Raw genomic sequence first — 12,313 nt, 5'->3', positions numbered from 1 at the left:
AAAAATTTGTAGGAATAAGGTCAGTTAGAAGCAAAATAATTTTTTTGCAATGAATAATTTTGTAAAAGCAAAAATAAATAAAATTAATATTTGCAATAAATAATTTAGTAAAAATAAAAATAAATTAAATCTATAGGTGATTCATTTCAAACGGGAATATTCTCTCTAATGCTGATATAATATTACAACCAAGAGGTGGTCTGTTTTTAATCTTAAAAATTATTTTGCCACAGTGTTGTTTGATTGAACGATTAAGTTTTACAAATTTAAAATCTATGATTGTGTGATTTATAAATTATGTTTCTTATTGTTTTACTAAATCTATATATAGTTAATCTAAAAATTTGATTTCTTATATGATGTAAGTACTATTAGTTGAAATTTAAAATAGTCGTATAAATTTATTATAAGGCTGAAATTTTCTTTGTTATTCTCGAAATGTTTCTTGAAGCATTTGCTTTCTTTATAATTCCAGTTTTTGCAACTTTCATTAACTCAGAGTTCAACTTTGGCAAGAATTTTAGAGCTTCATCTTTTTTCTTTTCTACCAGAAGAAGGTTCATTTTTTTTATAGCATTTCTGTACTTGCTCTTACGAGCCTTATTAACCAATGTTTGTGTAGCAATTCTTCTAATTCTTTTAATTGCTGATTTTGTGTTTGCCATAAGCGCAGTGGTATAGCTTGAGAATTTATACTGGTCAATAGAATAATTCCCTATTTTTGGCATGTATTACAAAAGAATGTTGACCTATTAGATATAAATATTTTCTGAATTTTCCCATTACATTTAGTTCTTAAGCAGCTTAGATTTTCTCTTTGATACACCCTAAATTCTTTTTGGAAATTTCCACTTTTTCCAGTGATGTTTTTAAAATCTCGAATACTTGACCCTCCTTTTTTAATAGCCCTATTAAGTACACTTTTTGAATAAGTAATAATTTTTTTGCAATCTTGCTTGGTTAACTTTGATGCATAGGTAATTGGATTAATTTTACATAAAAATAAAATTTCACTAGCATAAATATTTCCAATTCCTGATACAAATTTTTGATCTAATAAGAAACTTTTTATATCCTTTTTTTTATTTGTGAAATAACCAATTAAATATTCTAAGTTAAAATTTTTAAAAAATGGTTCAGGTCCTAAATGACTAAATCTTTTTTCAAGTTCCTTCTTGTTTTCTATAAATTTAAAAAATCCAAATCTTCTAGGATCATTGTATATAACTCTTAAACCTTTAAAATGAATTTCAACATGATTATGTTTTTTTGGTAGGCTTGGTGAATTATAAAAACTAGTATTAGTAAACTTACTAATATTATTTTTTTTTATTAAATGAACAGTTCCAGACATCCCTAAATGAATTAAACAAAAAGATTGATCAGAAAAATTCAAGATCAAATACTTTGAAAATCTAGTTACTTTTTTAATAATTTTATTTTTTAATAATTCTTCAAATTTTAAAGGAATTTTAAACCTTAAATTTCTATTCGTAATTATTATTTTTTTGATTTTTTTATGCTCTAATTTTTTAGATAGCGATTGTTTGACTATTTCTACTTCTGGTAATTCTGGCATTTGAGACTATATTATCAATAAATAATAAATTTAATATGCAGCAATATCTCCAAAACAAAAAGGGCCTTGTCCAAAGTGTCTTTGATAATGTCTATGACAAATATGATTTAATGAATGACTTTATGTCATTGGGTGTTCATAGAATTTGGAAAAAAGATCTATTAAGTTGGATGAACCCTTCAAATAATAAAACTTTAATTGATGTCGCCTGCGGAACTGGAGATCTTGGTAAACTTTTTTTAGATGCAACTGATAAAAATGGTGAAATATTTTGCGTTGATCCAAATAAAGGGATGATTGGTAAAGGCAAAGAAAAGTTAAATACTTATAAAAATATCAATTGGATAATTGCTCCAGCTGAAAAGTTGCCTATTAAAGATAATTCTTGTGATTATTATACAATTAGTTTTGGACTACGAAATACTAAAGATCTAAATAAAGCTTTATCAGAAGCTTATAGAGTTTTAAAACCAGGAGGTCGTTACTTATGTTTAGAATTTTCTAAAATTCAAAACTCTAATTTAGACTTTATATATAAAAATTATTCAAAACTTATCCCTTTAGTTGGAAAAGCTATAGTTGGACAAAAAGAACCTTATGAATATCTGGTTAAAAGTATTGAAGAGTTTATTAATCAAGAAGAGTTAATTGATTTAATGAATAAAAATAAATTTGTTAACTGCAGTTATAGAAACTTATCAGGTGGAATTGTAGCTATTCATTCAGGCTGGAAAATCTAATGTTAAAAAAAATATTCATCTTATTTAAATTAGGAAGAAAATTAGCTCGTTCTGATATATTAACTATTCTTTCTAAGTTTAAAAAACCACCATTAGCAATTAAGATTCTCTTCCAAATACTTTCATTTTCTTTTTCTCCACCTAATAAAAATAATTTAAACGAAAATGAAGGAGCAAAACTTTCTAAGTCGCTACAATCAATGGGAACTACATTTATTAAGTTAGGACAATTTTTGGTTACTAGACCTGATATTATCGGAGATGATTTAGCAAAACAGTTAGAGGGCTTACAAGATAGATTGCCCGCTTTTACTTTAACTGAAGCAAAAGTAATAATTAAAAAAGACCTAGGAGATGATACTTTCAATTCAATCATTGATTTAAGTGAACCAGTTGCAGCAGCTTCAATAGCACAGGTTCATAAAGCAAAAATAAATGACAATGGAACCATAAAAGATGTTGCTATTAAAATTTTAAGACCAAATATAAAAAAAGTATTTAATGAAGAGATAGATGCTTTGATGCTTTTTGCTTTTATGGTTGAGTCATTTATAAAAAAAACAAAAAGGCTGAAATTGGTAGAAGTAGTTTTTCTTCTTAAAGAAATAACTAATTTAGAAATGGATTTAAGATTTGAAGCAGCAGCTGCAAATGAATATGCCGAAAATACAAAGAATGATGCAGGTTTTAGAGTTCCTGCTATTTATTGGAATTTTACAAGCGAAAATGTCATGACACTTGATTGGGTAGAAGGCGTTTCTATTCGTGAAACAGAAGATTTACAAAAAAGAAATATAGATACTAAGAGAATAGCCTCTGATGTAATTCAGCATTTTTTAAGACATGCTGTTAGAGACGGTTTTTTTCATGCTGATATGCATCAAGGAAATATATTTATTGACGATAATGGGCAAATTGTTCCTATAGATTTTGGAATAATGGGAAGATTAGACAATCTTAGCAAAAGATTTTTAGCTGAAATTTTATTTGGATTTATTCAAAGAGACTACAAAAAAGTTGCTGAGGTACATTTGGTTGCTGGTCTAGTTCCTAAAGATGTGCCTGTTAATGATTTAGCACAAGCATTAAGATCAATTGGTGAACCAATTTTTGGTCAATCTGTAAAAGATATTTCTGGGGGAAAATTATTAAAACAACTTTTTGAAGTTACTGAAAAATTTAATATGCAAACTCAACCTCAATTATTAATGTTACAAAAAACAATGGTAGTGGTTGAGGGTGTTGCGAGAAAACTTAACCCTAATACCAATATATGGGAAACTTCAAAACCAGTTTTAGAAAGTTGGTTAAGAGAAACAAAAGATCCAATTAATACCTTAAATGAAAGTTTAAAAAGTACTACTGAAGTAATTAAAAGATTGCCTGATTTTCCAGAGATTATGGATAAAGCCAATCAAGCTTTATCATTTTTAGCAAGTGGACAGATCCCCCAAAATTCAAATTCATTTACTGCCTTAAATGAAAAGAGATCTGAAATGACTGCCTTTAGAAATCAGTCTATTGTTGGTTTATTACTGCTTGTAATTTTTGGTCTAGTAGTATTTTAATTCTCACAATGAATAATATATCTGAAAGAAAAATACTTTTAATAATATGTGGTGGCATATCTGCTTACAAAAGTTTAGAATTAATCAGATCATTAAAAAAATTAGGTGCAAAGGTTAAAACTATTCTTACTAAAAGTGCTAAAGAATTTGTAACTCCTTTGTCCGTTGCCTCACTATCTCAAGAAAAAGTTTATGACGATTTATTTAGCCCTGAAAATGAGGCTGAAATGGATCATATTTCACTATCTAGATGGGCAGACTTAATTGTTGTAGCTCCAGCTACCGCTAATACAATCTCAAAATTAAGCACAGGGTCTTCAGATGATCTTGCTTCAACTGTAATTTTGGCTTCAGATAAAGATATTTTTTTAACACCAGCAATGAATGTTAGAATGTGGGACCATCCATCGACGAAAGAAAACCTTAAAAAATTAAAATCATTTGGTTATAAAATTATAGGTCCTGAAATTGGAGATATGGCCTGTGGAGAATTTGGTGAAGGGAAAATGACTGAACCAGATAATATTGTTCAAGAAATTAATTTATACTTTAGTGAATTAAATAAAAATTATAAATTAAAAGCCTTAGTAACGGCTGGACCAACTAATGAATATATTGACCCTGTAAGATTTATAACAAATAAATCTTCTGGAAAACAAGGTTATGCTTTAGCAAAAGCATTTGCTAAAAAAGGATTTCAAACCACTTTAATTTCTGGACCTACAAATTTAGAAGTAGGCAATAATATAAACTTAATTAAAGTAGAAACTGCAGACGAAATGTTTAAAGCTGCACAAAATAATTTACCAACAGATGTAGCAATTTTTTCAGCAGCTGTTGCTGACTTTAAAGTTAAAGAAATAAGTAATAGCAAAATTAAAAAGCAAGAAAAATTAAATCTAGAACTAGAAAAAAATATTGATATTTTAAATTATGTATCAAAACATAATTCTCTTAGACCAAAGTTGGTAATTGGATTTGCTGCAGAAACTAATAATATAGAAGAAAATGCAAAAAAAAAATTAGATGAAAAAAACTGTGATTGGATAATTGCAAATGATGTTTCCAATAAAGCAATTGGATTTGACTCTAGTTTTAATGAAGTTTCGATTTATTATAGAGATAAAAATATGGATGATGAAAGGCTTACAATAAAAAGTAAATCTGAAATTTCTGATGAAATAGTAGATAGAGTTATTAAAAGATTAAATTAAAATTCAGTGGCTAAAGTATTAATCAAAAAATTAAATCCTAAAGTAGAATTACCTGCTTACAAAACAGATGGTGCTTCAGGTATGGATTTGATGGCTTTTATAGAGGAGCCTATTAGAATAGCACCTAATAGCTCATATTTGGTTCCTACAGGGCTTTCAATGGCATTTTCAGAGGATTATGAAGTTCAAATTCGTCCTCGATCTGGTTTGGCTGCTAAAAAAAGTATTACAGTTTTAAACACTCCGGGGACAATTGATAGTGATTATAGAGGAGAAATTAAAGTTATACTTTTTAATCATGGTAAAGAAGATTTCCTTATCAACAATAAAGATAGAATAGCACAAATGGTCTTAATGCCTGTAATTAAGATGGAGTTTGAAGAAACAGATAATTTACTTGATACATTGCGAGGTGATGGTGGATTTGGCTCAACAGGTAAATGAATAGCCAATTAAAAAAAGCATCAATAGAAAGATACTCAAGACAAATAGTACTAAAAGATATTGGCACTATTGGACAAAAAAAAATTATATCTTCAAAAGTTTTAATTGTTGGAATGGGTGGTTTAGGATCTCCTGTTGCAGAATTTCTTGCAAGAGCTGGAGTTGGTTCGATAGGTATAGTTGATGATGATAAAGTTAGTTTATCTAATCTACACAGACAAAGTCTTTATAACACCAGCGATATAGGAAAATTTAAAGTTCAAGTAGCAAGGGTTAAAATTAAAAAAATAAACCCAAGTATTAAAATTAAAATTTACAAAATAAGACTTGATAAAAATAACTTTAAGAAAATTATAAAAGATTATGATTATATAGTTGATGGTTCTGATAATTTTTCAACAAAATTTTTATTAAATGATTTTTGTTATAAATTTAAAAAAATACTTGTAACCGGAGCCATAAGTAAATTTGACGGTCATATATTTACTTTTAATTTTAAAAATAAAAAAATTCCATGTTTAAGATGTTTTTTTCAAGACTCTGATATTTCAGATGACTTATTAAATTGCGAGTCAGAAGGTATTCTTGGCACTGTTGCTGGTATAATTGGAACAATACAAGCAAATGAAGTTTTAAAGAAAATACTTGGTATTGGAAAAAGTCTTGATGGATATATTTTTATCTTAGATTTATTACAATTAAATTTTAGAAAAGTTAAGCTTAAAAAAAGAAAAAACTGTTTTTGTAAATGATAAAAAAAATAGCTATCTGGTTTTTGTGTCTATCAGTTTTATTTGGTCAATTTTCAATGGCAGAAGAAAAGTTTCTTTCTTTAAAAAAAAGTAAAGTAAATGTTCGATATGGACCAAGTTTTGATTCAAAAATCAAATATATTTATAAAAAAATAAATTTACCGATAAAACAAATAGATCAAAAAGAAAATTTTAGGAGAATTGTAGATTTAAAAAATAATAGTGGATGGATCCACATTTCTCAGATTAAAAAATCAAATTCTATTATTATTTTAGAAGATAAAATTTTATATAAAAAACCATCTAACTTTTCAAAACCAATAGCCAAACTAGAAAAGGGAAGACTATTAATCTTAAAAAAATGTGAAAATATATGGTGTAACGTAAAAACTGAAGATTATTCAGGCTGGGTCAAAACTGAAAATATTTGGGGTTCTATTAGATAAAATCATCACATAGCGATTTAATGCTATTTTCTGATAGTTTTGTTGTGTGAGTATACTCTTTATGATCAATCCCAAGTTCAATAGTTGCACTATCTGATTTAAATTTAGAAATTTGATCATCATTTAATTTGAAATGGATAAACTGTACTGAAGAAGCTTTTCCTTCTGCTGATGTTCTGTCAACATCTGCTTCTGGAACTGCTTTAACAATTTCATTATTAATTTTCATAAATACCTTTTCTTCAATACCTCCAACTTTACCTAAAAATTTAGCTCTTGAAATTGGATTATCAATTTCAAACATTAATGTTGCTATAAGTTCTTTTCCACTTGGTACTAAGGGATTGTAGGCTATTAATTCATCTTTTAATTGCTCATCTCCACCTTTTTCGATGTGAAGCATTTCTTGAACTTGGGCAACCATAGTTTCAAAACTTTCAAAATAAAAAGTAGCATAAGGACCAAGTGCTATTCTTCTATCTTTTTTAAACTCAACTAAATCTTTTCTGATTTGTTTTCTACTTTTTGCGTAAACATCAGATGGTAGTAAGTCTTCTTTTTCTATTAGTCTTTTTTCTTTACTCATAATTACAATCTATAACTTTTTGCCATTAATTCGATAGGATGAAGTGCCTCATCATTTGAAATATTTGTGTCTGTTTCTAATTGTTTCAAATGCTTACCTGCCAAAGGACAATCTGAAGCCATGTATTTATTATTTTTATTTTTAATTTGTTTTGCTGTTGGTGTTCCAACTTTTATAGCTAGATCGTGAGTTTCCTTCATCACACCAAAAGTTCCTCCGTGACCAGCACATCTTTCAACAACATCCATTTTTATGTTAGGAATGAATTTAAGCATATCTCTAGATTTAATACCCATATTTTGTGCTCTTGCATGACAAGCGTTGTGAACTGTAACCCCACCATCAATTTCTTGTAAGCCTTCTGCTAAGCCTTCGTTTTGTGCTATATCAACGATATACTCATCTATATCACTAACACTTTTTGAAAGTCTTTTAATATTTTCATCGTTTGGTAATAGCAATGGCCATTCAAATTTTAACATTAGACCACAGCTGGCAGTTAGAGTAATAATTTGATAACCCTTATCTACCCACTCTAATAAATCTTTGGAAACTTTTTTAGCTTGCTCCACAACTTTTGGTAAATCTGCTTGCTCGAGATAAGGCATTCCACAACAACCTGGGTAAGCCTCTTGAACCTCTACTCCATTTTTTTTTAAAACTTTTAATGCAGCTACACCAGTGTCTTTTTTATTAAAATTAACAAAGCATGTTGAATAAATTACAACTTTTCTATCTTTAGATGGAGCTTCACTGTTTACTGGAATATTATTTTTTTTAAAATATTTTGTAAATGTTTCTGAATTGTAGGTTGGAAGCTTAACCCTCATATCAATTCCAGCAACTAATTCTAATATTTTTCTAAAAAATGTATTTTTAATGTTTGATGCCCAGTTTATAAGTGATGATAACATTACACCAATTTTTGCATTTCTATCAATTCGAGCTAATTGTGCAGGTACTGCAGGTAATTTATTTAATTTTTTTTGAGCTGTTCTGTATCTCAACATTAAGTGAGGAAAGTCTAAATCAAAATCATGTGGCGGTACATAAGGACACTTGGTCATAAAACACATATCACACAATGTGCAAGCATCTACTACAGGTTCAAACTGTTCACTTTTTAAACTTTCTACATCCTCATTTTCTGACTCATCTATCATGTCAAATAATTTTGGAAACGAGTCACATAAATTAAAACATCTTCTACATCCATGGCAGATATCGAATGCTCTTCTCATTTCGTCATCTAATTTTTTAGGATCTAAAAAATCTGGATGCTCAAAATTGATTGGGTGTCTAATGGGTGCGTCTATACTGCCTTCTTTACTCATATTTAAAATTTTAGGATTTAATGGTGGGGGAAAACCCCACCATAAATTAAGTTTTATTTACGCAATAGATTCTAATGTTTTTTGGAATTTACCTGCGTGTGATTTTTCAGCTTTTGCTAAAGTTTCAAACCAATCAGCTATTTCTGGAAAACCTTCTTCTCTAGCTGTTTTTGCCATACCTGGGTACATGTCTGTATATTCATGAGTTTCACCTTGTACTGCTGAAGCTAAATTTGCTTTAGTCTCACCAATTGGTAGTCCCGTTGCTGGATCTCCAACTTCTTCAAGATACTCAAGGTGTCCATGTGCATGACCTGTTTCACCTTCAGCTGTAGATCTAAATACAGATGCTACATCGTTATAGCCTTCGATATCTGCTTTTTGAGCAAAATATAAATAACGTCTGTTTGCTTGGCTCTCACCTGCAAATGCATCCTTTAAGTTTTCTTCTGTTTTACTTCCTTTCAATGACATATTTTTCTCCTTAATGATTATGGTGTACATATAATCATTCTAAACTGTAAGTCAACAGTTTAGAATTATTTTAATGTAATTATTAAATTATTGAAATTATTGAATTATTTTTGAGTTTGATTATCAGTTGCAACTTTAATCAATACTTCTACTGATTTTATTTTTTTTCCTGTGATATTTCTTTTTATATTCACTGAATCAATTTCTTCGTTGCTACAATCAATCAACTCATTTGTATCTTCGTCAAAAAAGTGATGGTGTTCAGTTACGTTAGTGTCAAAATAACTTTTATCACTATTAATTGAAATTTCTTTTAAGTATCCTTTTTTCTTAAATGCATGAATTGTATTATAAACTGTTGCTAGGGAAATTTTTTCACTCAACTTTTCTTCAATAATTTTGGTCAAATCATTTATCGTAAAATGAAAAGTTTTTTCAGGTGAAAACAATACTTCACAGATTTTTAACCTTTGTCTAGTTGGTCTTAAGCCAGATTCTCTCAGTTTTTCTTTGTATATATTAATATTATTCATTGTTGTTTATAATAATTCTAAACTATTTCTATATTATAATCATCATAAATCAAGTATTAAGGGACTGAAATTTATGAAAAAAAACTCATTCACATATGATGAGCTAATAAGCTGCGGAAATGGCGAACTTTTTGGCCCAGGTAATGCAAAATTACCGCTTCCACCAATGCTCATGTTTGATAGAATAACAGAAATCAACGAGGACAATGGTGCTTTTAGCAAAGGCTCTTTAAAAGCGGAGCTTGATATCAAAAAAGACCTTTGGTTTTTTGATTGTCACTTTAAAGGAGACCCTGTTATGCCAGGTTGTCTTGGCTTGGATGCTATGTGGCAGTTAGTTGGTTTTTATCTTGGTTGGCTTGGCAATCCAGGCAAAGGGAGAGCTTTAGGCGTGAGTACAGTAAAATTCACTGGTGAAGTTTTACAAAATGTTAAAAATGTAAGATATGAAATTGATATGAAAAAAATTATGGCACCAGGTGGAACAACAGTTGGTTTAGCAAATGGTTTAGTATTTGCCGATGACAAGAAAATATATTCAGCAGAAAGTTTAAAAGTGGGGTTATTTAAATAATGAGAAGAGTAGTAGTTACAGGTTTGGGAGTTGTTTCTTGTTTGGGGAATAATCAAGAAGAAGTTTATCAATCTCTTTTAAATTCAAAATCTGGAATATCTTTTTGCGAGGAATATAAAGAGCATAATTTAAGAAGCCACATTCATGGCAAACCAAATATTAAACTTGAAGATCATGTCGATAGAAAAACTATCAGATTTATGGGCTCTGGATCTGCATATAATTACATTGCAATGAAAGAAGCTATTAAGGACTCAGGATTAGAGGATAAGGATATAAGTAATTTTAAAACTGGAATAGTTATGGGTTCTGGGGGTCCTTCAATAGAGAATGTTGTTTTATCAGTTGATAAGACTAGAGCCAAAACTCCAAAGTTAATGGGACCATTTATTGTTCCAAGAACTATGGCTAGTACATCTTCAGCAACTCTTGCTGTACCTTTTAAAATTAAAGGAGTTAATTATACGATGAGTTCTGCGTGTGCAACTAGCGGACACTGTATCGGTCATGCAAGTGAATTAATTCAAATGGGTAAACAAGACGTTGTGTTTGCAGGTGGTAGTGAAGAATTACACTGGGCAATGACTGCAATGTTTGATGCGATGACTGCATTATCTTCTAAATACAATGATGCGCCTGAAACTGCTTCTAGAGCTTATGATAAGACTAGAGATGGCTTTGTAATAGCAGGTGGTGGTGGAGTTTTGGTGCTTGAGGAATACGAACATGCAAAAGCAAGAGGTGCAAACATATATGCTGAATTAACAGGCTATGGTGCGACTTCTGATGGGTATGATATGGTAGCCCCATCTGGTGAAGGTGCTGTTAGATGTATGAAAATGGCTTTAGCAACTGCTAAGAATAAAATGGACTACTTAAACACTCACGGAACTTCAACTCCTGTTGGAGATATAACAGAACTTAGAGGTGTTGGAGAAGCATTTGGTGCTGAGGTACCAAAAATAAGTTCTACTAAATCCCTTTCTGGTCACCCACTAGGTGCTGCTTCAGTTCATGAGGCAATTTATAGTTTAATCATGATGAAAAATAATTTTATCACAGCTTCAGCTAACATCACTGAAATGGATGATGAAGCAAAAAAATTCCCAATCGTTACTAAAACTGAAACAGATGTTAAATTAAACTCTGTTATGTCTAACAGCTTTGGTTTTGGCGGAACAAATGCAACTTTAATTTTTGAAAAGGTTTAAATGAGTTTAATGAAAGGCAAAAGAGGATTAATCATGGGCGTTGCCAATGAAAGGTCTATCGCTTGGGGTATTTCGCAGAAACTTGCAGAAGCTGGAGCAGAACTTGCATTCACTTATCTTGGTGATGCATTAAAGAAAAGAGTAATCCCTTTAGCAGAAAAATTAAATTCAAAAGCTACATTTAGTTGTGATGTTGAGAATAAAGAAGAAGTAATAAAACTTTTTGAAGATATTAAATCTGAATGGGGACAAATAGATTTTGTGGTTCACGCAGTTGCATTTTCAGATAAATCAGAATTATCAGGTGAGTATTTAAACACTACTAGAGAAAACTTTTTAAGAAGTATGTTAATCTCATGTTTTTCATTTACAGAAGTTGCAAAAGAAGCATCTAAAATAATGAAAGAAGGTGGAAGCATGTTAACCTTAACTTACGAATCTACTAAAGCTATTCCAAATTATAACGTAATGGGTGTTTGTAAATCAGCTCTTGAGGCAAGTGTTAAGTACCTTGCAAGAGATTTAGGTGCTAAAGGTATGAGAGTGAATGCTATAAGTGCTGGACCCATTAAGACTTTAGCAGCTTCTGCTATTGGAGATGCAAAATTCTTATACAAGTGGAATGAAGATCATTCTTTCCTTAAAAGAAACGTAGATATTCATGATGTTGGAAATTCAGCATTATATCTATTAAGCGACCTTGCAAATGGTGTTACTGGCGAAATTCATTACGTAGATGCTGGATATAACAAGGTCGGAATGCCAGATCCTAAAAATATTACCTAAAATATAGTTAAATTTAGTTAAAAAAATTTGGAAGAATTTTTTAGACTTAATAATTTATATTTAAAAAAAATA

The 12,313-nt window shown here is 29.8% G+C and carries 15 protein-coding genes; 9 read left to right on the top strand and 6 right to left on the bottom strand.

Annotated features, from left to right (window positions below):
* Positions 1–404: 404 nt before the first annotated feature.
* Entirely contained in the window at positions 405–665 is a 261-nt protein-coding gene (gene rpsT / locus AC5SLT_RS07060) for a 30S ribosomal protein S20 (RefSeq protein WP_011281687.1), read from the bottom strand.
* Between the two features lie 50 nt (positions 666–715).
* The gene (mutM, locus tag AC5SLT_RS07055; protein ID WP_011281686.1) at positions 716–1,579 is read right to left on the bottom strand and encodes a bifunctional DNA-formamidopyrimidine glycosylase/DNA-(apurinic or apyrimidinic site) lyase; all 864 of its coding nucleotides are present in this window, start codon (positions 1,577–1,579) and stop codon (positions 716–718) included.
* Between the two features lie 35 nt (positions 1,580–1,614).
* Here mutM and ubiE point away from each other — a divergent pair, with 35 nt between their 5' ends.
* Genes ubiE through AC5SLT_RS07025 form a run of 6 tightly spaced genes read left to right on the top strand, consistent with a single transcriptional unit; the run spans position 1,615 to position 6,743 of the window.
* The gene (gene ubiE, locus AC5SLT_RS07050) at positions 1,615–2,319 is read left to right on the top strand and encodes a bifunctional demethylmenaquinone methyltransferase/2-methoxy-6-polyprenyl-1,4-benzoquinol methylase UbiE (protein ID WP_011281685.1); all 705 of its coding nucleotides are present in this window, start codon (positions 1,615–1,617) and stop codon (positions 2,317–2,319) included.
* A complete protein-coding gene (gene ubiB / locus AC5SLT_RS07045; RefSeq protein ID WP_494591889.1) occupies positions 2,319–3,887 on the top strand; it encodes a 2-polyprenylphenol 6-hydroxylase in 1,569 nt (522 codons plus the stop codon). The genes ubiE and ubiB overlap by 1 nt, the downstream gene beginning before the upstream one ends.
* An 8-nt stretch (positions 3,888–3,895) precedes the next feature.
* Positions 3,896–5,101: a bifunctional phosphopantothenoylcysteine decarboxylase/phosphopantothenate--cysteine ligase CoaBC gene (gene coaBC, locus AC5SLT_RS07040; RefSeq protein ID WP_271615915.1), complete on the top strand. Its 1,206-nt coding sequence runs from the start codon at positions 3,896–3,898 to the stop codon at positions 5,099–5,101.
* A 6-nt stretch (positions 5,102–5,107) separates the two neighbouring features.
* On the top strand, positions 5,108–5,545 hold the full coding sequence (gene dut / locus AC5SLT_RS07035) for a dUTP diphosphatase (RefSeq protein ID WP_494591887.1): 438 nt from the start codon (positions 5,108–5,110) through the stop codon (positions 5,543–5,545).
* Positions 5,542–6,297, top strand: coding sequence for a HesA/MoeB/ThiF family protein (locus AC5SLT_RS07030; RefSeq protein ID WP_271486380.1), 756 nt, complete (start codon positions 5,542–5,544; stop codon positions 6,295–6,297). The genes dut and AC5SLT_RS07030 overlap by 4 nt, the downstream gene beginning before the upstream one ends.
* Entirely contained in the window at positions 6,294–6,743 is a 450-nt protein-coding gene (locus AC5SLT_RS07025; RefSeq protein WP_006997506.1) for an SH3 domain-containing protein, read from the top strand. The genes AC5SLT_RS07030 and AC5SLT_RS07025 overlap by 4 nt, the downstream gene beginning before the upstream one ends.
* Here AC5SLT_RS07025 and AC5SLT_RS07020 read toward each other — a convergent pair.
* The 4 genes from AC5SLT_RS07020 to AC5SLT_RS07005 form a co-directional block, all read right to left on the bottom strand.
* Positions 6,736–7,329 carry a DUF3501 family protein gene (locus tag AC5SLT_RS07020; RefSeq protein ID WP_006997507.1) on the bottom strand — a complete coding sequence of 198 codons (594 nt, stop codon included), beginning with the start codon at positions 7,327–7,329 and terminating at the stop codon, positions 6,736–6,738. The genes AC5SLT_RS07025 and AC5SLT_RS07020 overlap by 8 nt on opposite strands.
* Before the next feature lie 2 nt (positions 7,330–7,331).
* Complete coding sequence (locus AC5SLT_RS07015) at positions 7,332–8,663, bottom strand: (Fe-S)-binding protein (RefSeq protein ID WP_006997508.1); 1,332 nt, start codon at positions 8,661–8,663, stop codon at positions 7,332–7,334.
* Positions 8,664–8,720: 57 nt separating this feature from the next.
* On the bottom strand, positions 8,721–9,137 hold the full coding sequence (locus tag AC5SLT_RS07010) for a rubrerythrin family protein (RefSeq protein ID WP_006997509.1): 417 nt from the start codon (positions 9,135–9,137) through the stop codon (positions 8,721–8,723).
* Between the two features lie 104 nt (positions 9,138–9,241).
* Positions 9,242–9,670 carry a Fur family transcriptional regulator gene (locus tag AC5SLT_RS07005; RefSeq protein ID WP_006997510.1) on the bottom strand — a complete coding sequence of 143 codons (429 nt, stop codon included), beginning with the start codon at positions 9,668–9,670 and terminating at the stop codon, positions 9,242–9,244.
* A gap of 73 nt (positions 9,671–9,743) precedes the next feature.
* Here AC5SLT_RS07005 and fabA point away from each other — a divergent pair, with 73 nt between their 5' ends.
* Genes fabA through AC5SLT_RS06990 form a run of 3 tightly spaced genes read left to right on the top strand, consistent with a single transcriptional unit; the run spans position 9,744 to position 12,241 of the window.
* Positions 9,744–10,244 (top strand): bifunctional 3-hydroxydecanoyl-ACP dehydratase/trans-2-decenoyl-ACP isomerase, encoded by a 501-nt coding sequence (gene fabA / locus AC5SLT_RS07000; RefSeq protein ID WP_011281681.1) that lies wholly within the window; start codon positions 9,744–9,746, stop codon positions 10,242–10,244.
* Positions 10,244–11,455 carry a beta-ketoacyl-ACP synthase I gene (fabB, locus tag AC5SLT_RS06995; RefSeq protein WP_018413736.1) on the top strand — a complete coding sequence of 404 codons (1,212 nt, stop codon included), beginning with the start codon at positions 10,244–10,246 and terminating at the stop codon, positions 11,453–11,455. The genes fabA and fabB overlap by 1 nt, the downstream gene beginning before the upstream one ends.
* Positions 11,456–12,241, top strand: coding sequence for an enoyl-ACP reductase FabI (locus AC5SLT_RS06990; protein WP_006997513.1), 786 nt, complete (start codon positions 11,456–11,458; stop codon positions 12,239–12,241).
* Positions 12,242–12,313: the final 72 nt, after the last annotated feature.

This window comes from Candidatus Pelagibacter sp. PS_11 (assembly GCF_059417975.1).
The sequence above is the reverse complement of the archived record's forward strand: the minus strand, read 5'-3'. Positions and strand labels throughout refer to the sequence as shown.